At 43.8% G+C, this 24,106-nt stretch carries 26 protein-coding genes and 1 tRNA gene; 1 reads left to right on the forward strand and 26 read right to left on the reverse strand.

Annotated features, from left to right (window positions below; genetic code table 11):
• Positions 1-4 precede the first annotated feature (4 nt).
• Positions 5-466 carry a J domain-containing protein gene (locus H0R92_RS01065; RefSeq protein WP_432960274.1) on the forward strand — a complete coding sequence of 154 codons (462 nt, stop codon included), beginning with the start codon at positions 5-7 and terminating at the stop codon, positions 464-466.
• Here the strand turns inward: H0R92_RS01065 and H0R92_RS01070 are convergent.
• From H0R92_RS01070 to H0R92_RS01195, 26 genes are all read right to left on the reverse strand, one after another.
• On the reverse strand, positions 463-1,824 hold the full coding sequence (locus H0R92_RS01070; RefSeq protein ID WP_432960276.1) for a sigma-54-dependent transcriptional regulator: 1,362 nt from the start codon (positions 1,822-1,824) through the stop codon (positions 463-465). The two genes, H0R92_RS01065 and H0R92_RS01070, sit on opposite strands and share 4 nt — an antisense overlap.
• A 3-nt stretch (positions 1,825-1,827) precedes the next feature.
• Positions 1,828-3,009, reverse strand: a complete 1,182-nt coding sequence (locus tag H0R92_RS01075) for a two-component system sensor histidine kinase NtrB (protein WP_432960278.1) — start codon at positions 3,007-3,009, stop codon at positions 1,828-1,830.
• Between the two features lie 22 nt (positions 3,010-3,031).
• Positions 3,032-4,234, reverse strand: a complete 1,203-nt coding sequence (locus H0R92_RS01080) for a DNA polymerase III (protein ID WP_432960280.1) — start codon at positions 4,232-4,234, stop codon at positions 3,032-3,034.
• A complete protein-coding gene (locus H0R92_RS01085; RefSeq protein ID WP_432960282.1) occupies positions 4,227-4,742 on the reverse strand; it encodes a CvpA family protein in 516 nt (171 codons plus the stop codon). The genes H0R92_RS01080 and H0R92_RS01085 overlap by 8 nt, the downstream gene beginning before the upstream one ends.
• Complete coding sequence (locus H0R92_RS01090) at positions 4,732-5,985, reverse strand: UDP-N-acetylglucosamine--N-acetylmuramyl-(pentapeptide) pyrophosphoryl-undecaprenol N-acetylglucosamine transferase (protein ID WP_432960284.1); 1,254 nt, start codon at positions 5,983-5,985, stop codon at positions 4,732-4,734. The genes H0R92_RS01085 and H0R92_RS01090 overlap by 11 nt, the downstream gene beginning before the upstream one ends.
• Positions 5,985-6,902 carry an ankyrin repeat domain-containing protein gene (locus H0R92_RS01095; protein ID WP_432960286.1) on the reverse strand — a complete coding sequence of 306 codons (918 nt, stop codon included), beginning with the start codon at positions 6,900-6,902 and terminating at the stop codon, positions 5,985-5,987. Before H0R92_RS01095 ends, H0R92_RS01090 begins: the two co-directional genes overlap by 1 nt.
• 62 nt (positions 6,903-6,964) lie before the next feature.
• A tRNA-Phe gene (locus H0R92_RS01100) sits at positions 6,965-7,037 on the reverse strand.
• Positions 7,038-7,103: 66 nt separating this feature from the next.
• Positions 7,104-7,682 (reverse strand): DUF6115 domain-containing protein, encoded by a 579-nt coding sequence (locus H0R92_RS01105; RefSeq protein WP_432960287.1) that lies wholly within the window; start codon positions 7,680-7,682, stop codon positions 7,104-7,106.
• Between the two features lie 4 nt (positions 7,683-7,686).
• The gene (locus H0R92_RS01110; RefSeq protein ID WP_432960289.1) at positions 7,687-8,019 is read right to left on the reverse strand and encodes a hypothetical protein; all 333 of its coding nucleotides are present in this window, start codon (positions 8,017-8,019) and stop codon (positions 7,687-7,689) included.
• Entirely contained in the window at positions 8,000-9,976 is a 1,977-nt protein-coding gene (locus H0R92_RS01115; RefSeq protein ID WP_432960291.1) for a FapA family protein, read from the reverse strand. Before H0R92_RS01115 ends, H0R92_RS01110 begins: the two co-directional genes overlap by 20 nt.
• 15 nt (positions 9,977-9,991) lie before the next feature.
• The gene (whiG, locus tag H0R92_RS01120) at positions 9,992-10,780 is read right to left on the reverse strand and encodes an RNA polymerase sigma factor WhiG (RefSeq protein ID WP_432960293.1); all 789 of its coding nucleotides are present in this window, start codon (positions 10,778-10,780) and stop codon (positions 9,992-9,994) included.
• Between the two features lie 36 nt (positions 10,781-10,816).
• Positions 10,817-11,656, reverse strand: coding sequence for a hypothetical protein (locus H0R92_RS01125; protein ID WP_432960295.1), 840 nt, complete (start codon positions 11,654-11,656; stop codon positions 10,817-10,819).
• A 91-nt stretch (positions 11,657-11,747) separates the two neighbouring features.
• On the reverse strand, positions 11,748-12,638 hold the full coding sequence (locus H0R92_RS01130) for a MinD/ParA family protein (protein WP_432960297.1): 891 nt from the start codon (positions 12,636-12,638) through the stop codon (positions 11,748-11,750).
• Between the two features lie 4 nt (positions 12,639-12,642).
• Positions 12,643-13,872, reverse strand: coding sequence for a flagellar biosynthesis protein FlhF (flhF, locus tag H0R92_RS01135; RefSeq protein WP_432960299.1), 1,230 nt, complete (start codon positions 13,870-13,872; stop codon positions 12,643-12,645).
• Positions 13,862-15,931: a flagellar biosynthesis protein FlhA gene (gene flhA, locus H0R92_RS01140; RefSeq protein ID WP_432960301.1), complete on the reverse strand. Its 2,070-nt coding sequence runs from the start codon at positions 15,929-15,931 to the stop codon at positions 13,862-13,864. Before flhA ends, flhF begins: the two co-directional genes overlap by 11 nt.
• A gap of 9 nt (positions 15,932-15,940) precedes the next feature.
• Positions 15,941-17,041 carry a flagellar biosynthesis protein FlhB gene (flhB, locus tag H0R92_RS01145; RefSeq protein WP_432960303.1) on the reverse strand — a complete coding sequence of 367 codons (1,101 nt, stop codon included), beginning with the start codon at positions 17,039-17,041 and terminating at the stop codon, positions 15,941-15,943.
• Complete coding sequence (gene fliR / locus H0R92_RS01150) at positions 17,038-17,826, reverse strand: flagellar biosynthetic protein FliR (RefSeq protein ID WP_432960305.1); 789 nt, start codon at positions 17,824-17,826, stop codon at positions 17,038-17,040. The genes flhB and fliR overlap by 4 nt, the downstream gene beginning before the upstream one ends.
• 22 nt (positions 17,827-17,848) lie before the next feature.
• The gene (gene fliQ, locus H0R92_RS01155; protein ID WP_432960307.1) at positions 17,849-18,118 is read right to left on the reverse strand and encodes a flagellar biosynthesis protein FliQ; all 270 of its coding nucleotides are present in this window, start codon (positions 18,116-18,118) and stop codon (positions 17,849-17,851) included.
• Between the two features lie 15 nt (positions 18,119-18,133).
• Positions 18,134-18,961 (reverse strand): flagellar type III secretion system pore protein FliP, encoded by an 828-nt coding sequence (gene fliP / locus H0R92_RS01160; RefSeq protein WP_432960309.1) that lies wholly within the window; start codon positions 18,959-18,961, stop codon positions 18,134-18,136.
• Positions 18,958-19,554 carry a FliO/MopB family protein gene (locus tag H0R92_RS01165; RefSeq protein ID WP_432960311.1) on the reverse strand — a complete coding sequence of 199 codons (597 nt, stop codon included), beginning with the start codon at positions 19,552-19,554 and terminating at the stop codon, positions 18,958-18,960. Before H0R92_RS01165 ends, fliP begins: the two co-directional genes overlap by 4 nt.
• A gap of 54 nt (positions 19,555-19,608) precedes the next feature.
• The gene (fliN, locus tag H0R92_RS01170; protein ID WP_432960313.1) at positions 19,609-20,733 is read right to left on the reverse strand and encodes a flagellar motor switch protein FliN; all 1,125 of its coding nucleotides are present in this window, start codon (positions 20,731-20,733) and stop codon (positions 19,609-19,611) included.
• The gene (fliM, locus tag H0R92_RS01175) at positions 20,726-21,760 is read right to left on the reverse strand and encodes a flagellar motor switch protein FliM (RefSeq protein WP_432960315.1); all 1,035 of its coding nucleotides are present in this window, start codon (positions 21,758-21,760) and stop codon (positions 20,726-20,728) included. Before fliM ends, fliN begins: the two co-directional genes overlap by 8 nt.
• A 26-nt stretch (positions 21,761-21,786) precedes the next feature.
• Positions 21,787-22,329 (reverse strand): flagellar basal body-associated FliL family protein, encoded by a 543-nt coding sequence (locus tag H0R92_RS01180; RefSeq protein ID WP_432960317.1) that lies wholly within the window; start codon positions 22,327-22,329, stop codon positions 21,787-21,789.
• Between the two features lie 29 nt (positions 22,330-22,358).
• Positions 22,359-23,075 carry a flagellar motor protein MotB gene (gene motB / locus H0R92_RS01185; protein ID WP_432960319.1) on the reverse strand — a complete coding sequence of 239 codons (717 nt, stop codon included), beginning with the start codon at positions 23,073-23,075 and terminating at the stop codon, positions 22,359-22,361.
• A 2-nt stretch (positions 23,076-23,077) separates the two neighbouring features.
• Positions 23,078-23,860 (reverse strand): motility protein A, encoded by a 783-nt coding sequence (locus H0R92_RS01190; protein WP_432960321.1) that lies wholly within the window; start codon positions 23,858-23,860, stop codon positions 23,078-23,080.
• A gap of 18 nt (positions 23,861-23,878) precedes the next feature.
• Complete coding sequence (locus H0R92_RS01195; protein WP_432960323.1) at positions 23,879-24,076, reverse strand: flagellar FlbD family protein; 198 nt, start codon at positions 24,074-24,076, stop codon at positions 23,879-23,881.
• Between the last annotated feature and the right edge of the window lie 30 nt (positions 24,077-24,106).

Consider the following 24,106-nt stretch of genomic DNA (forward strand, 5'->3'; position numbering starts at 1 on the left):
TAACATGAATTCCGACAATCTGTTTGACCGGCTCGGTTCGGTTTTAAAAGATTATATAGACGATGAGGATTTGCAAAAGCAAAACCGTACACAAGCCGCGCGGAGCAAAAGCGGGTCAGAAGAGGAGCCGAATACAAGTACGGATAAAAAAACTTTTACATATCAAGGTCCCAAAAGCCGCATTGAAAAAAACAAATCGGAACAAACCGCCCGTGCGCGCGGTATTGTGTACAAAGCGCCTCCGATGCAGCTCATCGAAGATTTTAGAGTTTTAGGTTTTACTGCGTTTACCGATTTCCAAAACTGCAAAAAACGGTATAAACGGCTTTTACACAGCTATCATCCGGATAAATATGAAGCCGATCCGAAAAAACAAAAATCCGCGCTCGATGCAACGGTAAGGCTTCATAAAGCTTTTAAAAATATAGAAGCGTGGTTTAACCGAAATAACGGACAGCAGTTTTAATCGCTGCCGCCTGTTTTACCGGCATATTCGTCAAGTTTTCGATGCAGGGTTTTTCGCCCTATGCCGAGAATATCGGCGGTTTTTGTTTTATTTCCCTTATTGATGGCAAGATTTTGCAAAATAAGAATCTTTTCCGACTCCGACATAGGTATACCCGCGGGCACTTCAATAATATCGGCGGAAGTGCTGCCGGCAATCGTCGGAGGCAAATCTTCAAGTTTTATTACCGGGCCGGAACACATGACAACGGCACTTTCCAAACAATTGCGTAATTGGCGGATATTACCCGGCCAATCGAATTTATATAATGCGGAACGTGCGCGGGTATCGATACCCTCGATAACTTTCCCGTTTTCTTTTGCAAATTCCTGTAAAAACGCGGTAATAAGCAAGGGAATATCGTCACGCCGCTCGCGAAGCGGGGGTACATGAATATGTACGACATTGAGCCGATAATATAAATCTTCGCGAAAACGTCCTTCGGTTATTTCCCGCTCCAAATCGCGATTTGTTGCGGCTATAACTCGTACATCTACTTCCAGCGTTTCTTCGCCGCCGACACGCTCAAAGCGCTTATCCTGCAAAACGCGTAAAATTTTTATTTGCACGTTTTGATCGATTTCTCCGATTTCATCCAAAAAAATCGTGCCGCCGTTTGCAAGTTCAAAGCGGCCGCGCTTACGGGCCGAAGCACCCGTAAAAGCGCCCTTTTCATGGCCGAACAATTCGCTTTCAAGCAGATTTTCCGACAAGGCGGCGCAGTGGACCTTTATAAGCGAATTGTCGCGTCTGGGCGACAAATTGTGCAGTGCGTTTGCAATCAATTCTTTTCCGACGCCGCTTTCACCCGTAATAAGAACGGAAGCCTTTGAATTCGCCGCTTTACGCACAATTTCGAATATTTTTTGCATTTCGGCGCTTTTTCCGATAATCGATTCAAAAGATTTACGGTTATTCAATTCTTCCTGTAATTCTTTATGCTTTAATGCAAGTTCTCTTCCTTGTAAAGCACGCTTTACGATAAGGATTAATTGGTCAAGATTCAAAGGCTTAGTTAAAAAATCATAAGCGCCGTTTCTCATCGCGTCCACCGCGGTGTCTATGCTTCCGTGACCGGTAAGCACAATAACGGGTACGCCGGGAGTTTCGGCCGCAACCTTTGCAAGCACTTGTTCACCGCTTACCTGCGGCATACGCAAATCGGTTATAACCAAATCGATATCGCCTTGCATAATACGTTCCAAACCGGCTTTACCGTCGGGCGCTAAGGCGATTTTATAACCTTCCATTTCAAGAGCGGCGCCCAAACCTTCGCGTATGTTTTTTTCATCGTCTATAATCAAAATCGTGTACTGCATAATTTATTCTCCACTGTACTCCAAAAGCCGCCGTTCTTTTTGCGGTATCGGGAAACTCATAGCAAAAACGGTTCCTTCTCCCGGAAAGGATTTTACACTTATGTCGCCGCCGAATTCTTTAATGATTTTATATACCATAGTCAAGCCCAAACCCGTTCCTTGCGCCTTTGTCGTAAAATAAGGCTCAAAAATGCGGCTGACGGTTTGTTCGTCCATACCCTCTCCCGAATCGGCAACACTTACGACAAAACGGTCGTTTTTTACGGCAGCGCTCATCCATAATACGCCGCCTTCGGGCATTGCGGCAATTGCATTTTGAACCAAATTATTCAATATTTGGCGGAAAAGCTTTGTATCCAGCATAATATGAGGAGCTTTTTCAATAAATTCGGTTTGTAAAACAATATGCTTTTGGTTAAGTTCGGCTTTTACAAAATCGATGAAGGTTTGCATTTGTGCAACGGGATTGACGGCTTCCAATTCCGCATGAACGGGACGAACGGCAAATAAAAAATCGACTATTATTTGATTGAGTCTGTCGATTTCTTCATTGACGGTTTCCAGATACTTTTCAACATATTTTTTATCCGGCAGTACACCGTCGCCCTGTCGGGCTTTTTTTAAGGCTTTTTGAATTAATTGTATATGAATGCTTATTGCCCCGAGCGGATTTTTTATTTCATGGGCAACGCTTGCCGCCAAATTGGTTAAACTTGCCAAATTTTCCATACGCCTGATAAGGGTTTCTTGGTTGCGTTTTTCGGTTATGTCTTCCGCTTGTACGATATAGCCGGAAAGTTTTTTTGAACGGACTAAGGGCAAAACGGATATATGTACAAAACGCACCGCCCCTGCAGGGGTCGAAAGGGTAAATTCTTCGCTTATGTATTTTTTTTGCGTTGCACTGTTTGCTTTTAAAAAGTCAGCCATATTGTCATCGTCTACAAGTTCCCAAACACAGGCATTTACCGCTCCCTGTGTATTGAGCGGAATGTGCCGTAAAGCGGTTTTGTTTATTAAAATAGGATGCCATTGCGAATCGCAAATGATAAGGCCGGTACTCAAGGATTCGAATACGGCGTCAAGCAATTCGGCTTCGTCATTTAAAACATCAAAAAGGCGCTGAATTTGATCGGGCGTTAATTTTGAAATTTTACCGGTTACACGTTTTACAAAATCTCTCATCGCATGCCTCTTTTCGGATGTATCAAGGCGAAACCGCCTCCTCTAAAAATGCATAAGCCAAGCTTTCCATGGCGGCAACAGGCGATTGGTTATACACGGTAATATCTTCATACGAGCGTTTAACCGCATCAGCTATACGGTCGCGGTACGTAAGAGAGTCGGGCATACGTTGCGATTGCTCTTTTACGGCCGCTAAAACAAAGTTAAAAAATAAAGACAAGATAATGCGCGGTTCGAAATTTTTCATCTTTTTTACGAGGGCGTCTATATCGGGAACATCATTGTGATGCAAAGTATCGGTAAAGTCAAAAGCGGCTTTTTCTATATCTTCCGAGCCGACCGGTAAAAATCCGTTTAAGTATGCACCGACCGAACCGATGCCGTCTTCATGAAAAATACGTTGAATAACCTCTTTTTGCTGATCGGCAGTACGTTCGCTAAAACCGTAAGTTCTGACACGGGAAAGAATTGTCGGCAGTACGGCGTTTTTACGTTCTGCAGTTAAAATAAAAAAAGCATCGGCCGGCGGCTCTTCGAGAATTTTCAATAAAGCGTTTTTTACACTGTCCTGCATGCGGTCGGCATGTTCAAAGATAAGTACGCGCTTTCCCTCCGATGCGGTAAGCCGCGCCCACGCAGAAGCTTTGCGTATATGGGATACGGGAATAGAATCGTACATAAAAGCCGATTCAAGTTTAATGCACTGCGAAAGCAAATTTTCGACGGTTTTTTCCAAAGCGCTTATATCCTGCAGGGGACGCTGCGGATCGGCTTCTTCCAAAAGTTCTTCGATAACCGAAGTAATCGCCGCTATCTTTGAAATTTTTTCATCGCCTTCCCATAACACTTGGCTGAAGCGGTTGGTTAATTTACGGACACTTCGGACAAAAAGATAGCGCGCCGCAGTTATATATGAGGCGTTTTGCCGTGCGGCGCTGCGCAAAGTTTGGGCGGAGGCGGCAATTTCCAAACTGCAGTCACGGCTGCCGGCTAAAAGCAAGCCGGAACTTACCAAGCTTTTATGTTTTAAGCATGAAGGACAAGTACATTGCCAAGTTCCGCAGGGGCTTTGTGAGCATGAAAGTACACGTGCCGTTTCAAGGGCCGCAGTTAATTTTCCCGACAACGGAGGGCCGAAAAAAAGCAATGCTTGGGGCAGCTTTCCGCCGGCAATATCATCGCTTAAAAGTTCCGCTGCAGGCTGGTACAAAAGATTTTCAAACACGGTAACTTTCTCCCGTATAAAGGACAAAAGCGATAAAGTCTTGAACCTTACTTACCGGTTTTGCTAAAATATCTTGAAGAAAGTTGTGAAAAAAACTTTTATGTACAAGAACTCCGATTCCGAACCAGGGTTGCGCATATAAAACGACAAGCACAAAACAAACCAGCAATAAACCTTCAGCCGTTCCGAAAAAAAAGCCCAAAGCCCTATCCAAACCCGTCATTATTTCGCCGGAAAAAAAACCGCCGACCAATTGTTGTATTAAGCGGATTATCAAATAAATTAAAACAAATATAAGCAAAAACGCAAGGATTTGTGAAACAAACTGAGATTCTACATAGCGGTTTATATAGGGCGACAATTTGGCATAAAGCATTACCGCACCGAATATACCGGTAACAAAGGCGGCTTTGCCGAAAAACTCTTTTACAAAACCGTTTACTGCCCCCTGTATGCCGCATAATAAGATAATTACAAAAAAAATAATGTCAAGAAAATTAAAAGTCATTTTTTGCTAATACTCCCCTGTATAGAATATCGGCAATTTTTTGTGCGCTCTTTTCCGTTCCGGCCGATTTTAAAGCATTTTTTCCCATAGCGGTACGAAAATCGACGTCGCACATTTTTTTAAGATTCGATTTTAAATCGAGCGATAATTTTTCTTCCGCACTCGACGCCTTTCCGGCCGGCGCTCCGGCAGTAAGCGGCTGTATAACCAAGGCGGCTCCTTGTTGTGCAAAGCGTGCAGCGTTTTCAACTTGATCGCCTCGAGTTCCGGAGCCTGCAAGCGGCAGCAAAAGCATGGGTTTTGCACAAACCGCGCATTCCCATAAGCTGTTTGCACCGGAGCGCGAAAACACAATATCGCTTGCGGCTATAACATGGGGCATATCGCTGTAAATAAAATCATACGGAAGATAATTTTTATTTTGCCGCGCGCTCTCATATTCGGGGCAAAGGGCTCGTTCGTAATCGTTTCCCCGCCCCGTTTGATGAACGAGTATAAAACGCTCGCACAGCCAATCGAAATTTTTAAAAACAAGATTGTTTATTTGATGTGCTCCGCTCGAACCGCCCAAAACAAGCAACAGAGGTTTTTCTTCCGCACGGGATTTTTTTACGCTTTCGTTTGTTTCCGTTTTGTCTGCTTCGCTTTCGCTTTTTCGGTCAAGTCCCAAAAAAAGCCGTCCTTTTACGGCATCTGCCGTGTAAAAAGCCGAACGCACCGGATTTCCCGTTACCGAAAGAAAAGGTTGCATTTTTTCGGGGAAAAAACGGCGGGACTGTTCGTATGAAAGCAAAATACAAGAGGCAAAACGGCTGTTTAAGCGTGTGGCAAGACCGGGAGAAAAGTCGCATTCATGAGTATAAACGGGGATACGCAAAAAAAACGCGGCGGCACACGGAGGTACACTTACAAAACCTCCTTTGGAAAAAACGGCACAGGGTTTTATGCGGGCTAAATGGAAAAAAGCGGTAAAAAAACCTGCGGCAACTTTAAATACGTCCGCAAAGGTACGAAACGAAAAATAACGCCGCAATTTGCCGGAAGGAATGCCTACAAAGGCATCGACGGAAGAAAAACCCGCCGCATTTTTATTGGCAAGCACCATTTCTTTATCGCGGCCGGAAGAAGATCCGAACCACACAATACGCACATCGGGACAAAGCTCTTTTAATTCATCGGCAACCGCCAACCCCGGATAAATATGTCCGCCCGTACCCCCTCCGGTACATACGATTGTTTTCATCAGCGCGACGATTCGAATAAATCTATAAGAATTTGTTTTTTGAATACCCTTGCATAATCAAGCGCCGACAGCCCCATCCGGTCTTTCAAAAAAACATCACCGCCGTTTGCATAAAGCAATTTACAAATTTTTATATTACAAATACCGGTTGCAATAACCATAAGCGGCTGCCCGTCTTTAGCAACGGTATTTATCTGCGCGCCGGCTTTTACCAAAATATCGGCAATTTCATAATTATTTTTCCACACAGCATCCATCAAAGGCGTATAACCTCTGTCTTCTGAGGCGGCATTTATATCGGCACCTTTTTTGATAAGCCACGATACTAAAGGTTCTTTATTGCTGCGGGCCGCTATGGAAAGCATAGGGGTGCCTGCCGAATCGCGGATATTTACATCCATTCCCGCTTTTAAAAACAGTTTTGAGGTATCCAAATCTCCGCGGGCAATATAGTTTGAAAAAGAATCGGGTGTAAGCGGAATACCTAAATGAAATAACTTCTTTTTAACCGAATCTTGAACTTCCTGTTTAACATACAGCGGAAAATCTTTTTTTAAAGATGCAAGCAAAGCATCCACATCGTAAAAAGATTGACCGAACGAAGAACCGATGCATGACGGCAGCATTTGTACGGAGGGTACTGAAAACACGGCAAGCTGTTTTCCCGAAAACAAACCGACGGCATACATAAAAAGCGGCGATACGGGAATAGTATCGGCGCCTAAACAAATACAATGCGTCGCTTTATTTATTCGGCTGATATATTCAAAACAAGTATTTTCGGATTGATTTGCACAAAGAAATTTTTCGGAATCGGCTTTAATTACGGTATAATGTACTTTTTTATCATCAAAAAACGAGCTAAGCGCATCTATATGTTTTTTAGTTTTTTTTCCGGTAAACAGCAACCAATCCATATAAGTATCCGTAAAGTTAAAAGGCTTTCACAAAAGCACACACCTTTATGAAAGCCCCTTAATGCCGCCGGACAGAATCGAACTGTCGACACATGGATTTTCAGTCCATTGCTCTACCGACTGAGCTACAGCGGCATAACGTTATACATAATACAGTTTTACGATATTTGTGTCAATATGTCAAAACAAAAAAATAAAAAATCAGCGTGAAAACAAATCGATAATAAACTGCACTTCGGTTATCGATAATTTTAACTTTTTTGAAATATCGTCAATCGACATACCCTCGGAATATAAGGTGATTACCTTGTCTTTTAGCGGAGCTTCCGCGTGTGCGGGAGCGGATATAATTTCGGGTTCTTCAATATTTTTATACGAATCGAAATTGATCGATAACTGTACGTCGTCGGAAGCGGAAGACCTCTTCATGTTTTGATATCTTTGCGCTGCGGTTTTTATTTGCGAATTCGGCGCCGGTTTTGACGACAGCTTTGTTAAAACGGCATTTTCCCGTAAACGCTCTTGTTCTTCTTTTTGTACGAAATTCAAACGCCGGTCGGCCGCCTGTATAAGCGCTTTTAAATCCTGTATGCGGTTTTCTATAAGTGTAATATCCTGATCGACGGTTCTGTTTATTTCTATTAAAAGTTTATTAACTTCGTTTTTTATATCGGTGAGAAGGGCTTGGGAAGCAAATTTCTTTTTTAATCGAACAAAAAACACACACCAAAGAACAAGGTTTATGAGCGTTATAAAAATCAATAAAAACGTTTGTGCCATTTTTTTATCCGGATATATCGATATGTTGTCCCAGGCGGGGATCCTTAATTACTTCCATAATTTTATCGTCGGTTTGCGCGTCGGAACCGCTTTTTTGTTTGTCTTTTTTTTCTTTTTCCGGGGAAGCACCGCCGCTTTTATTTTTTACCGCACCGGGTCCTTCATCGTGATTCACCGCCGCTTCAACGGCTTCATGCTGCTCTTTAAGACGCTTGCTGTGCTCTTCTTGTTGAATGGCGTTTTGAAGCTGTGCGCCCTGCTGTTGAAACGCGACGTTTTTTGACACATTAGCCAGTTGAGAATACAATGTTTGCAAATCAATTGGTTGAATAGCCATCGGGACTCCGTTTGGTATCGGCCTCCGAAGGCGGTTCGTATTTACCGTACCGGATAAAGCCGTTTTCATAAAAAAAGGTTACCGCTTTCGATTCATTGCGTACTTCTTCTTTAATATCCCTGATAAAAATCTTAACTCCGGAATATACCGTACCGGAAACGGAAATTTTGCCGACCACCTTTAACTCACGCAAATATGTTTGCAATTCCTGAATTTCTCTTGTCATTTCTTCCGTTTCGGCTTGTATATCGCTTTGACGTGCAATAAGAGCGGTTAAATTTTCTTCTTTTTCGTGCGAAAGCGTTCTTCTTACTTTTTTTTGATTTTGAAGCGTTTGAATGTTTAATTCGACTTCATCGAGTTCCTTGGCACGGGTATCCTGCAAGGCAATCAATTCATCAAGACGCTTTTTTGCTTTGGGATCGAAGCCGACTTCAAGCACGGTTTCGCTTCCTCCGGTGCTGTTACCCACATTTTTTGCATATATCTCTTCAGTAGCAAAAATATGTCCGCCGATAATACTTGCCCGTTTACCCTGTACAAGCACTTTTTTATTCGCGGTAACGGTAGAGTTTATAATACCGTCTTGAACAATAATAAATTCTTCTGATTCAACCGTACAGTTTTGAATGAATTTTGCCCATAAAGATTTCCCGGCTTTGATATAGCCCTTATCTTTACCCATAATTCCCCGCGATACGACAATATCGCCGTTATCGGCTTCAAGGCGGCTGCTTCCGACACTTCCGTGAACTTCTATATTGCCGGAAGCATGCACATCAAAGCCGTCTTCAACATTTCCCTTAATGATAACCGCACCCAAAAAGGTAATGTTTCCGGTTTTTATGTTGACGCTTTCCAATTCCATAACAGGTTCGACGGTTATTTTATCGTTCACCAAAAGAACTTGACCGTTAACGGCAGCCAATACCGTCCGCCCGTCGGTATCGAGGTTTACGTTTTTTCCCAGCGGAATATGTATATCTTTTCCGTTTTTTGCTTCCAAATAACGTCCGAACAGGGTTTTTCCGCCCCTGCCCCTTTCGGCCGGAATCTTTTGTGCAAGGGTTTGTCCTTCTATAACGTTTTGAATGAGATTCAATTCTTTAAAGTTTACCTGTCCCGACTCGGTTTCTTTTATGCGCAGTTTGGAACGATCCGTTTCAAAATTATAAGCGATATAAGCGTCGCGGCCGTCTACCGGTTCCGTACCTTCTGCAACGACAAAGGGAGTACCGTACACGGGTTTATCGACAAAGGAATCTATATATTCTTTATTTATACCCACAACGATACGCTGTGCATCAAGCATTTTCATTATACGGTCTGCGGATATTTCCGCACCGCCTATAGCCGGTGCGGAAGCTATAATGCTCGCTTTCATTTCATCGTTGCTGACTTCAACATAAAAAGTCGCATCTCCGGCTTGGTTATGAGAATATAAGCCGATAGGTATATATTCGCCGTCGGAACCGTTTTCCACCGTTTTTTTAATAACATTTTCTTCAAGGGACAGGGTATCGGAACGCTTAACCCTCGCCATAACGCTTTCAAGATCAACCGGCACGCCCTTGCCCACGGGCGGGATAACTTTTAAGTTTATTTGAGAGCCGAAATAGCGCACATAAAAAATACCGTCAATATCTTTGGGTTTACCTTCATCTTCAAAGGCACCCGAAAGAATATCTTTGCTTTTTTTCTTTTTTAATGTCTTTTGCGTCAAGGCGGTGTTTTCATATATACGAAGAAACCAAGGCTTTTTCATCATGCCGGCAAAGCCTTTAAAACCTTGCTCCAGCACTTCATATTCCAACATCATAGGTCGGGTATTGAGCTGTGCGGCGGCATCGGCTAAAGCTTCTTCCAACGTATCGGCACGGACTTCAACATAACGAAGGTTTTGATCCTGCTCAAGAAGCTGCTGCATATCGGTTCTGATATTTTCAAGCGTAATCATGCAAACCTCCGGTTTTTACATAATCCCCTTTCGGATATTCGTCAATTTCGCGCGCAAGCGTGTATTTGCACTGGCATGCAGCTGCGATATGCGCGATTCACTGACTTGTAAAACTTGTCCGATTTCTTTAAAAGTAAGATCCTCGTGATAATACAAAACAAGAACCATTTTTTCTTTTTCAGGCAATTCGTTTATTGCCTCGGTAATAACCCGCTTTATTTCTTCACGCTCGACTATAACGTCGGGATTTAAACTGGAGGGGGATTCAATACTGTCGCCTATGGACATTCTGTCGGAATCTTCTCCGGAATACCACACATCGTTTAAGGATAAAATACTGGTAGCGGATACTTTTAAAACAGTATGATGAAAATCGGCAAGGCTCATATTCATAGCGGAGGCGATTTCTTCATCGGTGGCCGTGCGCCCCAATTTAGATTCCAATTCGACGATGGTATCTTCAATTTCGCGTGATTTTTGCCGTATGGAACGGGGCACCCAATCCATTTGCCGCAATTCGTCGAAAATCGCCCCCCGAATACGTGTTACGGCATAGGTTTTAAATTTTACGTTTTTATCGGGATCGAATTTATTTATCGCATCGAGCAAGCCGAATTGACCGAAGCCGACCAAATCGTCGAATTCAACATTTCCGGGCATACCGACGGCAACCTTACCCGCAACATATTTTACCAGCGGCATGTACTGCCTGATAAAAGCGTCACGCAGTTGAATTGATTTGGTTTTTTTAAATTCAACCCAAAGCTCTTCTTCTGTTTTTTGCTCAAAAAGCGAAATCGCCATATTCCACACCCTTTATTTGTGTCAAAACCGTATAGTTTACGACTCTTTTTGCAAAGCCGTCCGTATTGCGGCGGCTATATTTTTTGAATCGCTCAAATCAACGTTTATTTCGTTTTGCCCCGCCCGCAAGCCGCCCGTACTCGATTGGGCACTAAGCGATACCGCCTGTTCATCATCCGTATCCGCATAATATTCTTGCGGCGTAAAACCGTCCAAATCGGGCAACGTATCCAAAACGGTATCGCCGGCTTCTTCCGCACTATCGGAAGATATGTCGGTAAAACCGGCGTTTTCTTCCGATAGCGTATGCTCATCGGTTTGCGTATTCCCCTGTTCGGAACTTTCAGCCGACTCAACCGTTTCATCGGTTTTAAGAATTTCGGCGTCTTCGACATCCTCAATTTCTTTTTCCGTATCCTCGTCCGAAAAACTCTCGTCGGAATGTTCAGCCCTAGTTTCGGTATCGAGGGGTTTGCCCAAAGGGGAAGGAACAAAGCCGTCTTCAACCGCTTTTTTTTCGTGATCATCGTGCGCTTCTCCGTCCGCCGTTTTATACAGGACTCTCGCATCGTTTTCCACAATAAAATCGGGCGCCGTATCCGTATCGGGTAATTCCGTATCGTCAAGAGATATATCTACGACACTGCCTGCCGCCGACGCTTTAAATCCGCTGGCCGCCGAAGGTTCCGTCTGCGCCTCAGCTAAAAAACGCACGTATAAAAAACGGACGGCGCTGATGAGTACTCCGGAAAAAACAGCCGACAACACTGCACGCAAAAGAACAATCAAAAAGTCCACACGTCCGATTATCCCTGCGATAAAAGACACGGTAAAACCTGCAGCCGCGCCGATTATTGCGGTTTTAAGGTTAAACACTATCCCCTCCAATACTAGATTATGACAAAAATGCGCTAAGGTCAAGGGCTTGTTTTAAACTAAAGCGGCTTTTAAACGCACCCTGCCGACGCTACCATTTTCTCCGCATTTTTCTAAAAAAGCGGGCAAAGCCTTCTTCCGTATCCAGCTTCGTTTTTTCTATACGGCCTACAATATGTTTTATACACACGGAACATTTTGCATTCGGCTGCGCGATTAAAAACGGCTTTTGGCGCAATACCGAAGAAGAAACGGCAGGGTCGTCGTATATAAAACCCAAATAATCGATTTGGTAGTTTAAAAACTGCCCTACAATTGTAATAATGCGCTCGGCGACTCTTTTGCCTTCGGAAGCCGAATGCGTACGGTTTACCAAAAGCTTTAAATTAGGCCTGTTATCGAGCATTTCCGTCGCAATAATTTTGATAATACCGTATGCATCGGTAATCGATGTGGGTTCGGGAGTCGTAACCACATAAACTTCGTCGGCGGCGGCCAGCAATCCCAATACGTTTTGTGCAATTCCTGCGCCCGTATCTATAATAATGATATCGGCACTCGATAAGGTAGTGAATTCGGATGCAAAAAAATCCATTTCGGCATTGCTTAAATTGGCGATACGGGAAAACCCGTTTGCTCCGGGAATAAATTGAAAGCCGAATTCGGTGTCCGTTATAATTTCACTCATACGGCGGCGGTTGTTTATAACGTCCAACAAGTTTGCTTTCGGCGATATGCCTAAAAGGACGTTTACGTTTGCCATGCCCAAATCGCCGTCAATAAGAATAACCCGTTTGCCGTTTTGAGCATAGGCAATCGCCATATTTACGGCGATATTGGATTTTCCTACCCCGCCCTTACCGCTTGTAACGGCAATAATACGGGTTTTATTCCCGTTGACAATCCTTTCATTTTGATACGCAGCTCCTTTTTCCAAGCGGCGCTGCATCATTGCCCGTAATTCGGACGCTTGATCTTCCATACTTTTATCCTAAACTTTGTGATGAAAATTTTCGATCGATGTGTTCCCGATCTATTTTAAAATCGGACAACTGGATAAGCATTCTTACAGGATTTGCTTTTTCAATATCGCGAGGTACACGCTGTCCGGTAGTAAAATAAGCCAAAGCTTTATTTTTTTCATCGACAATACTGATAATGCTGCCGATACAATCGGTTTCATCCATTTTTGTAACGATAAGCGCATCATAACCGAAGATTTCATATTGCTGCATAATGATACGCAAATCACTGACCTTTGTCGATGCGGAAACGGTTAAAAACACTTGAGTTTGAATACCTTTAAAATCCAAAACTTTGCGCATTTTTGCCAATCCTTCATAATCTTTGGGGCTGTGGCCTGTCGTATCGACAAGAATAACATCCACATCCTTTGAATACAGTTTTAAAAGTTTTTGCATATCATCCGTCGATTCGGCCATCGAAACGGGTATATGCATAACGCCGCCGTAAGTTTCGAGCTGTTCTTTGCCCCCGATCCGGTAACTGTCGGTCGTAATAATGCGCACACGCTGTACCGTCGCATCTACGGTTCCCCGATCGACAATGTACCGCGCGGCGAGTTTTGCAACGGAAGTTGTTTTGCCGACTCCGGTCGGTCCGACCAACACAATAACTTGCGGCGAAGAAAGATATACGGTATCGGCGATGCGGATACTTTGTCCTATCCAATCGACTACGGTTTTTTGCACAGTATCAAAATCATTTAAATCATCAAGCGAATATTCTTTTCGGATTTTATCGCTTATATTCTTGATATAGGTCGGAGTAAATTCGTTTTTTCGCAGCAATTCTTCCAAACGCACGATGGTCGGATGTTCATCATTTTGTACGGCAGCCGTTTTTTCATCAAGATCGCGGCGCAAAGAGCGTATTTCATCTAAAACCAACTTCATTTGCGGATTTGAAAAATTTTTATTTGCTTCAAGAATTTTACGCTTTTCTTCGGCAAAATCCATTGCGGAAGAAACCGCCGCCGAAGAAGATGCGGTTCTTTGCACGGACGGAGGAATTACCGCATAGGTTACCGCATACTGCTTTCTTTTCAAAAAACCGAATAAACCTTCGGGGGCAACTTCTTCTTTTTTTATGATATAATAATCTCTGCCGTAAATCTTACGAATCTTTTCGACACAATCTTCGTACGATTCTCCGCGCATTATCACGGGTACTTCTGAAGCACTGCTAACCGCCAACTTTAATTTCTCCTAAATTTTCAAGTTTTATATCGTTTACGATTTCGGGCACCGAAAGCACAACCAAATTCGGCAATTCTCTTTCCGTACTGACTTTTACCAAAATGCGCGCTTCTTCCGGACATAAAACAACCGGCATAAAGCCTCCGCCTTGAGCCGAAGCAACGGCTGTACTCAATGCCGATATCCACTCATGCTGTTCGGCAGGTTCCAATGCGGCGATAGGCCCGTTTACCGTATCTACACGGCTTGAAACCAATTTTTGTAAAAAATCGGGAGCGATTGTAAGAACATGCATAACGCGGTTGTCGTCCGAATATTGAAGGCAAATTTGCCGCGATAAAGCTTGGCGCACTTTTTCGACCAAAATATCCGTTTTTTTAGTCACCGGACCGAAATCCGCCATAGTTTCAAAAATCGCAACCATATTCCGTATGGACACCTGTTCGCGCAAAAGTCCTTGCAGTACTTTTTGAATTTCTCCCATGTTAAAGAGTTTTGTAACTTCTTCAACTACGGCAGGATATTCTTTTTTCAGCGTATCGACAATGGATTGTATTTCCTGGCGTCCCAAAATTTCGGCCGCATGTGTTTTTATCAACTCGGTAAGATGGGTTGCGATTATTGTCGGAGGATCTACAACGGCATAACCGGCGCGCTCGGCACGTTCGCGGTCGGCTTCGGCAAGCCATATGGCGGGCAGTCCGAATGCGGGATCCGTCGTCGGTTCGCCCTGTATTTCTTCGGTTACCGAACCGGTATTCATACACATATACCAGCCCATCCGTATTTGACTGGAACCGACTGCGGCTCCCTTTATTTTAAAGCAATATTCGTTCGGACTTAATTGCATATTATCGATAATACGAATGGGGGGAACTACAAGGCCCATATCGAGTGCGCCTTCACGCCGAATTCTCGTAATACGTTCCAGCAATTCCGCTCCTTTTTCTTTATCTACCAGCGGGATAAGACCGAAGCCCAATTCCAATGAAAGCGGATCCAAGGGAACTACGGGACTGATATCGGCAACCGAACCGCCTTGGGTTTGGCGGCGCTCGGTTTCTTTTGCCAGTTTTGCCGCAAATGCACTCGCTTGTTTTAACTGCAATCTGCGTCCGATATAGCACAGGGCCGCTCCCATCGGAATAAGAACATACCAGGGAAAGCCCGGTAAAAATCCGATAAGCCCCATCGTAACGCCTGAAATATAATACACCCACGCATTTTGCGTAAACTGACGGCGCATATCATCGCCCATTGATGTTTTACCGTCTGATGCCGATCGGGTTACGATAATGCCGGTTGCAACCGAAATAAATAAAGCCGGAATTTGTGAAAGCAAACCGTCGCCGATGGTAAATTTAGCATAGGTTTGTATAGCTAAGTTAAAAGGTTCGCTTCTGAATACCATTCCGAAAATAATACCGACAATAAGGTTTATAACCGTTATAAAAATACCGACTTTTACGTTTCCCGATACGAATTTAGTCGCACCGTCCATCGACCCGTAAAAATAAGATTCGCTTTGTATTTCCATTTTTTTTATTCGGGCTTCATCTTCGGTTATGGCGCCTTGATTGTACTCGGATTCGACGGCGGCCTGTTTCATCGGCATAGCGTCAAGGGTAAAACGGGCGGCAACTTCGGCAATACGGGTAGCACCCTTTGTAATAACAAGGGCTTGAACCGCTATCAAAATAATAAAAATAACCAAGCCGATAACAAGACCTTCGGTGCCGCCGCGTCCGACGACAAAGGTACCGAAAGCGGTTATAAGCTGGCCGTCGAACTTTGCTCCCTGAGTCAATATAAGCCGTGTCGAAGATACGTTCAAAGCAAGACTGTACACTGTCGAAATAAGCAGCATAGTCGGAAAAAACGAAAAATCGATGGCGCGCGGCGTATACATGACGATTAATAAAATAAGCAGCGCAAGTAAAAGGTTAACCGCCATCAATACGTCCAAAATTACGGTCGGCATGGGGATAATAAGCATAAAAACAACCGCTACAACGGCAACAGCCATTGCAATATCGGTATTTTTCTTTTCTGACATTCCCCCTCCCTAGACGGTTTTCCCGCTTATAGCATATACTTTTGCAAGTATTAGTGCAAGAACTTCATAGTATGTATCGGGTATTATATCACCGACTTCGGCTTCCGCATAGAGGGCACGCGCAAGCGGGCGATTTTCAACCATGGGTACATCGTTTTCACGGGCTATTTCTTTTATGCGCTGTGCAAGCAAATCCTGCCCCTTGGCGGTTATCATAGGACCCTGCATAATATCTTTATCATATAATATTGCAATAGCAAAATGGGTCGGGTTTGTAATAACCACATCGGCCTTTGCAACATTGTCGCGTACGTTTGCCTGCATAAGCTCGCGGATAAATTGGCGCAGACGGCTTTTTACAAGCGGATCTCCTTCCATCGTTTTAAATTCTTCTTTAACTTCTTGTTTGGTCATTTTCATCGATTCGATAAACTGCCAACGCTGCACTAAATAGTCGGGAATTGCAATCGACAAAAAAATAACCGCCGCAATAACCAAAATTTTTGCACACATAAAGGCTATATGAGTTATACCCTGCCATAAATTTACATTTAATAAAGAAAGTAAAGAAGGCAAATCGTTTTTTATGGTTATGTAGGCTGCAAAAAAAATAACGGCAACTTTTAAAAGCGATTTAAATACATTAAATGCGCCTTCAAACGAAAACAATGTTTTACGAAAATACTCGCCGAAATGCGGCAAAACTTTTGAAAATTTAGGCTCAATCGGTTTGAGCGAAAAAATAAATCCTCTGTTTTGAATTAAATTTGCCGCAACCCCTGCAATAAGGGCGGTTAAGGCAATGGGAAAAACCATTTTAATAAAATAGTAAAAAAAAGCCCGTACAAGCAGCGCATTCAGCTGCGCTTCCGTACAGCGTGTAAAATAAAAATGAATTATTTCAACGCTTTGTTTAAAAAGCCAGGGGGCAAGGATAATAAGGGTTAAAACGGGCAAAAGCATAACCAAAGCACCGTTTAATTCTTGACTTTTTGCTACGCGGCCTTCTTCACGCGCTTTTCGTAATTTATGCTCGGAAGGCTGTTCGGTTCTGCCTTCGTCTTCGGCGGCAAACCACTGTAAATCTATGCGGTATATATCGGTGCTCATATACTTTGCCCCGTGTTTGCAAATAAGCGTTCAAGATTTAAAAATCCGGCATCAAACAAACGTATAAAAAAATCGGCCATATACGGCAATAAAACCGTCAGCATAAAAAAGGCGACTAAAATGGTAATGGGCAATCCTTCCGATAAAAGGTTCATCTGCGGGGCGGCTTTGGATAAAATACCCATACACACGGCAACTAAAAACAAAGTGCCTACCATGGGCAAAGCGATAACCATTGCATCAAAAAAAAGTTTGGAAAGCCCCCGAAGCAAAAAGCGCAAAAAATCGTTTTGATGGGTTAAAATGCTGAAAGCATTTAAGCTTTGAAAGCTGTTTAAAATACCCGTTAAAAAAATTTTTTGAAAGCCGCCCGTTTGTAAAAAAAGCACAAGGGCTATAAGGTTAAGATATTGACCCATTAAGGGGTTTTCGATTTGGGCAAGGGCGTCATATACTTCCGAAGCACCGAAACCCATTTGATAGGTAAAAAACTGACCGGCGGAGCTGAAGGCGGCAAAAAGCATTGAAATATAAAAACCGCTTATAACACCGAGCATAGCTTCCCCGATTAAAATAAATACGTATTCCAAACTGAAGGGTAATACATTCCAGCCTTCGGCATAGGCAAAGGGAAGCACCAAAAAAGACGCATAGCCTGCTAATGCGATACGTGCGGGACGGGGAACCGCACCGGAAGCCAATAAGGGTAAAGTTAAAAACAAAGCCATGCAGCGAGATGCAACGAGTAAAAAAAACGGAGCCTTTGCGACAATCTCATTCAGCATACAGTCCCTTCCCGTTCCCGATCTAACGCGCTATTTGGCCGATCATCGCAAAAATATTTAAAGTGTACTGGCGCATCGAAACGAACATCCAACCGCCGAGTAAGGCAAGCACGGACAAAATAGCGATCAATTTCGGCACAAAGGTTAAGGTTTGTTCTTGAATGGATGTAGTAGCTTGAAAAATCGCTACAATGAGTCCGACTATCAAAGCGGAACCCAGCACGGGAGCGGCCATCAATAAAATTTGAAAAATACCGTCACGAAGCAATGTAACAAGCATTCCCAACGACATATGTTCCTCCTAAGTTTAAGGAATAATCGAGTTAAATAACTGCTGCGTAAGCAGTCCCCAGCCGTCAACTAAAATAAATAAAATAAGTTTAAACGGCATTGAAATTTGTACCGGCGGAAGCATAATCATACCCATGGACATTAAAATGCTGGCAACCACCATATCGATAACGATAAAGGGAATATACAGCAATATACCGATACGAAATGCAACGGTAAGTTCATGCAGTATATAGGCCGGAATAAGTGCGTAGGTGGGAACGTCCGCCAAGGTTTCGGGTTTTTCAAGTTTTCCCATAGACATAAAAAGAGAAATATACTCGGTATTGTTTGCCATTTGTTTATACATAAAAATACGCAAAGGGGCTTCGGCTTCGTCAAAAGCCTGTTCGATGGGAATTTTCCCTTCAGACAGGGGTTTGAAAGAATTGGTATACACTTGCGTAAATGTAGGCCACATAACAAAAAGGGTTAAAAAAAAGGCAATACCGTTTAAAACCGATGTCGGCGGAACTTGCTGTAAAGAAAGTGCGCGTTTTATAAAATCCAAAACAATTGAAAAGCGCAAAAAACAGGTAACAAGAAGTAAAATGCTCGGCGCTAAAGACAAAATTGTCAGCAAAAGCAAAAGTTGTACGTAAAAAGAAACTTCTTGGCCGCTTTGTGCGCGCCTGATTTGTACGTCTATTGTGGGAATCTGAACCGGATTTGTATTCAACGATAACTGTGCCGTTCCCTGTGCGCTTCCGCGCGGAAACTCGGATCTTGATTCTGTTTGTGCAAACATAGGGGCGGCGGTACAAAAAACGATACACAATAGGAGTATCCGGTATATTTTGTTCATTCCCCCTCCCCCTCTTCGAGCCGCCGGCGCTGTTTTTTTAAAACGGATTCGGTTTGCTTTGCCGCAGCGGAAAAAGCGTTCAAAACGCTTGCAAAATCTTTCGGTTTTTCGGCAGGCGTTTTTTCGGCCTCCAAAATCAACCGGTCTACAAGCTCTTTATCCGTGATTTCCCCGATAAGATTTACCGAAGATTCGCCGACGCCGACAAGCCACGCTTTTCCCGGCATAGTTAAAACATGAACGGATTTCCCCGGTGCTATAGTAAGCGAAACGGCTTTTTTTAAAAAAGGGTTTTCCTGCACCCGCGGATTCAATCCTTTTTTTAAAAAGAATACAAGGCCATAAATACAGGCAATAACGAGAATAAGTACCAAAATCATGCGAATAAAAAGCCAAAGTGTGCTTGTCCGTTCCGCACCGGAAAGCTCCGAAAGGACTTGCGGGTTTATCGGCAAATCTTTTTCCGAACTTTTAATCGATTCGGAATCGAGTTTTTTTTCAATCGTAGTGTCGGATCCGCTTAGACCGCTTTCGGTATTTTGCGCCGCAAGAGGCACTGCGGCACAAAGGGCGATACACAGAAAAAAGCACACAGCTTGTTGTGTTTTGTGTAAAATATTCGTAATTTTCCCCCCACCCCATATATTTTATCGCAAATCGCTGACCCTTTCAATCGGCGAAAGAATTTCGGTTACACGCACACCGAAGTTTTCATCGATAACGACAACCTCACCCTTTGCAATGGGTTTATGGTTTACAAGGATATCGACCGGTTCACCGGCAAGTTTATCAAGTTCTATAATCGTACCCTCGCCCATACCGAGAATTTCTTTTATTTGTTTTTTTGTACGTCCCAGCTCTACGGTCATTTCCATGTATACGTCCATGATAAGACCGATATTGCCCTGCTCCATTGCACTGACGGTTTGCTGTAACGAAGGATATTGAACGGACTGAACGTTCGGGATATTCATTCCCGGCATTCCCATATTCATACCGCCTCCCATATTCATGGTGCCGCCCATATCCATACCGGGCATTCCCATCGCGCCTCCGGCGTTCATACCGCCCAAGCCGGCCAGCTCGGACGGAGAAAGCATACCCGGAGCACTTGAGGCGGACGAGGAAACGGAAGGATTCAGCGCATTGATAATACCCGAAGCGGCTTCCGTCGAAAAAGCTTCCCAAATAGTATATTCGGTGCCGTCAACGGATACCGGATACGAAAAAACGGGGAAAGTATCCTGAGGAAAACGAACCATCGCCTTAGGAACATGCAAAGCCTCTGCAGGCCGCGACGCCAATCCCGGCAGTTTGCCGCTGGTACTTAAATGGGTTATTTGCGTACCTACTTGCTGGGCTATGGCTTCGGAAATTACCGACAAAGCCATTTCATCCAATTCGGGGGCTTCTTCTTTATTCACAAGCGACGTTATTTTTTTTGCCAAATCGGGCGAAAGCAAAAACAAATGATCGCCGGTCAATCCTGCAGAAAAATCGGACATAACCGCAACAACCATTTCGGGCAAATTCTTAAGAACATCGTCGCGGCTTAACACTTCAACCACCGGCTTTTGAACGCTGAATTCGGCACCGGTCATCGTTTTAAGAGAATTCGCAAAAGTACCGACGGTTTCGGCAGCAAAATTAGCGAGAATCGAGGTATCGAGAGAGGGCGAAGGGAAGGAACCGCTTGAAGAGCCTCCGCCGCCCATATCTACACCCGCCAACAGAGCATCAATTTCATCTTGAGAAATGGCGCCATCACTCATATGCTTCTTCTCCTTCCACTGATAATTCTTCAAATTCTTCGGTTTCAGCCTGGTCTATTTTTCCGATAACTTGGACGGCCATTTTTTTTCCGATTACACCGGGCTGACAATAAAATTTCTTTTTATTACCGACATTAAGAGTAAGCGGATCGCCTACCCGTATATTTGATAATCGGACAATATCGCCGACTTTTAAAGTCAAAACGTCGCGGATAGGCAAATCTATCGAGCCTATTTCAGCAACCACATCCATATCGACCGAAGACAGTTTTTCTTTTAAGACGCCCAAATACTGGGTGGTGGAACTTCTGCGCACCGAAGAAAACCAAAATTGCGAAGACAACTTGGAAATAATCGGCTCAATCGTAATATAGGGAATACAAAAGTTCATCATTCCCTCTTCTTCGCCTATCTTCGTTTCGAGGGTAACCAAAACAACCATTTCCGAAGGCGGAACGATTTGGGCAAACTGGGGATTCGTTTCGATTTGTCCTAAGCGCGGGCGTAAATCGATAACCTGTGTCCACGCTTCGCGCATATTTGCCAAAATACGCACGATAATTCCTTCCATTACGGATTGTTCTATATCGGTAAGGTCGCGCTGCACCTTAGCCGCATGTCCCTGTCCTCCGAACAGGCGGTCGATAATCGAAAAGGTAATGGCCGGATCTATTTCCAAAATGGCGTTTCCCTTTAAAGGGTCCATATTGATAACGGCCAAAGTCGTAGGCGTCGGAATAGAGCGGATAAATTCCTCATAGGTAAGCTGATCTACCGATGCAACATGAACGTGGGCCATACTTCGCAGTTGAGCCGACAAAGCCGTAGTCGTAAGACGCGCAAAGGTTTCATGCATAATCGATACGGTACGGATTTGTTCTTTTGAAAATTTATCGGGACGCTTAAAATCGTATATTTTTATTTTTCGGGTATCATTGACCGGTTTAAACTCTTCAGTGTCGGTATCACCGGAACTGATAGCCATTAAAAGCTGATCAATCTCATCCTGCGACAAAACTTCATTCATTGCCTACACCCTTTTCCCTGCAATAATCACTGCTCAACCACTTCAAATTTTAAAAACCGCACATCCCGTATCGAGGATGAGGTTAATATATCGTTAATATCGTTTTTTATTTCGAGTTTCAGCATATCCTCATTTTGAGGACGCAATTCGATTATTTTTTTACTCGAAAAATATTTTCGAAGATAATCCTGGATTTCAACTTTGCGGTCGGTTATCTCTTTGGAAGCAACCTTATCGTCAACCTTATAACCGAGTACAACATTGACAATGACGCTTGCGGGCAAGGGGTCTATGGTTTTTGCCCGTACATCCGGCAAAGCTTGATACCATTCGTAAACGTCGCGCTTCGGAGCATATTCCTGCGATATGGGTACCGCCGTTGTAGACGGAGAATTGGAATTGATAATCGACATTGTAATAACGACAACTGTTACTATGAGAATAATAGCTCCGACGGCAATTGCCGCCCATTTTAAGATAGTCGGCAGTAAGCCGCTGCCCTTAGACCCTTTGGATGCGGACGCAGCACCGGAATCGCTATCTTCAAAATTCAAATCGTCATCAGCCATAACAGTTTAACCTCTCTTACATAGTATCATTAAAAATGACCTTCGTCCAGAATAATTATATCCACGCGGCGATTATATGCCCTTCCTTCGGGCATATCTTCGGCAAATTGGGGCTGGGTATTGCCGTATCCGGCAACATAAAACCGCCTTTCGTCGGCACCGAAATCCGCCAAATAATGCAGTACATTTATAGCCCGCGCCGTAGAAAGCTCCCAATTACTCGGCCATAAAGCCGGATCCGGCGCTATGGAATCGGTATGGCCTTCTATTCGGAATTTGCGGTCTTTTAATTCGTCTAAACTTAAAAATTGCGCCAGCTTTAACAAGGTTTCCCGTGTTTCATCTATAAGCAATTCCGCACTGTTTTCTCTAAAAAAGGCGTCGGAAGCCAGTGTTATAACAAGACCGCGCTCGTCGGCGGTAACCTTTATTCTGTTTGTGTGTCTTTCGGGCGCAAAAAGACTCACCGCTTTTTTTACGGCAAGCCCCAAAGCCTTTCCCTTTTCCAAGGCAGGCAGTGTATTGACCGTATTGCCCAAATCGGCAAGACGCCCGGCGGCCAGCGACATACCGCCTGAGGTCGGATCTCCTTGCAGGGCAACGGTAAGCTGGGCAAGCTGAATTTCATCGATTTCAGTCGGATTAAAAAGCATAACGAAAAAGCAAAGCATAAGCGTAATCATATCGCCGTAGGTTTCGAGCCATGCCTTCGACGGTTTAGGCGGTTCTTTTCGTTCTTTTGCCATGCCTAGTCCTTTAATACATCGGCTTCAATCGCTTTACGCGTTTGCGGATCCAAATAGGTAAGCAGTTTCATTGCCAAAATACGCGGATTGTCGCCGGCTTGAATTGAAAGCACACCTTCTATAACCATTTCCCGCGTTTGAATTTCCCTACTGTTTTGGTATGCAAGCTTTGAGGCAATCGGAGATAAAAACATATTTGCCAAAAGAGAACCGTAAAGCGTGGTAACCAAGGCAACTGCCATATTCGGACCGATAGAGCTTTTATCTTCCAATTTACCCAACATACCTATAAGACCGATAACAGTACCCATCATTCCGTAAGAAGGCCCCAATCCCGCCCAGTGAATAACCATTCCTATCCAGTCCATATGCCGGCTTTCAATACGGTTGAGTTCGTTTTCCATAATCGTACGTATAACGGCACCGTCGGTACCGTCAACGACAAGACGCAATCCCGATTTCATAAAAGGATCTTCCAAATCTTCCAAGCCCTCTTCCAAAGCTAAAATCCCCTCGCGGCGCGCCTTTTCGGATAAAGCTACCATATTTTGAACCAAAGCTTTCCCCCCAAAATCGGGCACTTTAAAGATTCTTGCAATGATTTTAAACATTGCCAAAACCCTATTCATGGGAAAACTGAGAAACATTGCAATAAAAGAACCGATAATAACGAATATAAGAGAAGGCAGGTCCCAAATTCCGCCTATGCCGCCTCCCGAAGAAAGAACGGAAAATACAAGAGCAGCCAGACCGCCTGCAATACCGATAATACTTGCTATATCCATAGAATTCTTCCCCTCCCCTTACAACTCGTTTTTAAATGCCCCGATACGCTGCCGGTATGCAATAATTTTTTGAAGCATATCATCGGCAGTATTACGCACAACCAGCTTTTTGCCGGACAGCATAACCAAGGTTAAATCGGGGTTTTGTTCCATATATTCAATTTGATGCGGATTTATCCAATACAAGCTCCCATCCAAACGTGTTACTTCTATCATACTATTTTCTACGCTAACTCCCTTCCAGTC

It is taken from the genome of Treponema sp. OMZ 840, from assembly GCF_050937815.1.
Lineage (GTDB): Bacteria > Spirochaetota > Spirochaetia > Treponematales > Treponemataceae > Treponema_C.

Bases quoted from the DNA above. Each gene is read 5' to 3' on its own strand.
- H0R92_RS01065 (WP_432960274.1), top strand. From the start codon at position 5: ATGAATTCCGACAATCTGTTTGACCGGCTCGGTTCGGTTTTAAAAGAT.
- H0R92_RS01070 (WP_432960276.1), bottom strand. From the start codon at position 1,824: ATGCAGTACACGATTTTGATTATAGACGATGAAAAAAACATACGCGAA.
- H0R92_RS01075 (WP_432960278.1), bottom strand. From the start codon at position 3,009: ATGAGAGATTTTGTAAAACGTGTAACCGGTAAAATTTCAAAATTAACG.
- H0R92_RS01085 (WP_432960282.1), bottom strand. From the start codon at position 4,742: ATGACTTTTAATTTTCTTGACATTATTTTTTTTGTAATTATCTTATTA.
- H0R92_RS01090 (WP_432960284.1), bottom strand. From the start codon at position 5,985: ATGAAAACAATCGTATGTACCGGAGGGGGTACGGGCGGACATATTTAT.
- H0R92_RS01095 (WP_432960286.1), bottom strand. From the start codon at position 6,902: ATGGATTGGTTGCTGTTTACCGGAAAAAAAACTAAAAAACATATAGAT.
- H0R92_RS01105 (WP_432960287.1), bottom strand. From the start codon at position 7,682: ATGGCACAAACGTTTTTATTGATTTTTATAACGCTCATAAACCTTGTT.
- H0R92_RS01110 (WP_432960289.1), bottom strand. From the start codon at position 8,019: ATGGCTATTCAACCAATTGATTTGCAAACATTGTATTCTCAACTGGCT.
- H0R92_RS01115 (WP_432960291.1), bottom strand. From the start codon at position 9,976: ATGATTACGCTTGAAAATATCAGAACCGATATGCAGCAGCTTCTTGAG.
- whiG (WP_432960293.1), bottom strand. From the start codon at position 10,780: ATGGCGATTTCGCTTTTTGAGCAAAAAACAGAAGAAGAGCTTTGGGTT.
- H0R92_RS01130 (WP_432960297.1), bottom strand. From the start codon at position 12,638: ATGGAAGATCAAGCGTCCGAATTACGGGCAATGATGCAGCGCCGCTTG.
- flhA (WP_432960301.1), bottom strand. From the start codon at position 15,931: ATGTCAGAAAAGAAAAATACCGATATTGCAATGGCTGTTGCCGTTGTA.
- flhB (WP_432960303.1), bottom strand. From the start codon at position 17,041: ATGAGCACCGATATATACCGCATAGATTTACAGTGGTTTGCCGCCGAA.
- fliR (WP_432960305.1), bottom strand. From the start codon at position 17,826: ATGCTGAATGAGATTGTCGCAAAGGCTCCGTTTTTTTTACTCGTTGCA.
- fliQ (WP_432960307.1), bottom strand. From the start codon at position 18,118: ATGTCGTTGGGAATGCTTGTTACATTGCTTCGTGACGGTATTTTTCAA.
- fliP (WP_432960309.1), bottom strand. From the start codon at position 18,961: ATGAACAAAATATACCGGATACTCCTATTGTGTATCGTTTTTTGTACC.
- fliN (WP_432960313.1), bottom strand. From the start codon at position 20,733: ATGAGTGATGGCGCCATTTCTCAAGATGAAATTGATGCTCTGTTGGCG.
- fliM (WP_432960315.1), bottom strand. From the start codon at position 21,760: ATGAATGAAGTTTTGTCGCAGGATGAGATTGATCAGCTTTTAATGGCT.
- H0R92_RS01180 (WP_432960317.1), bottom strand. From the start codon at position 22,329: ATGGCTGATGACGATTTGAATTTTGAAGATAGCGATTCCGGTGCTGCG.
- motB (WP_432960319.1), bottom strand. From the start codon at position 23,075: ATGGCAAAAGAACGAAAAGAACCGCCTAAACCGTCGAAGGCATGGCTC.
- H0R92_RS01190 (WP_432960321.1), bottom strand. From the start codon at position 23,860: ATGGATATAGCAAGTATTATCGGTATTGCAGGCGGTCTGGCTGCTCTT.
- H0R92_RS01195 (WP_432960323.1), bottom strand. From the start codon at position 24,076: ATGATAGAAGTAACACGTTTGGATGGGAGCTTGTATTGGATAAATCCG.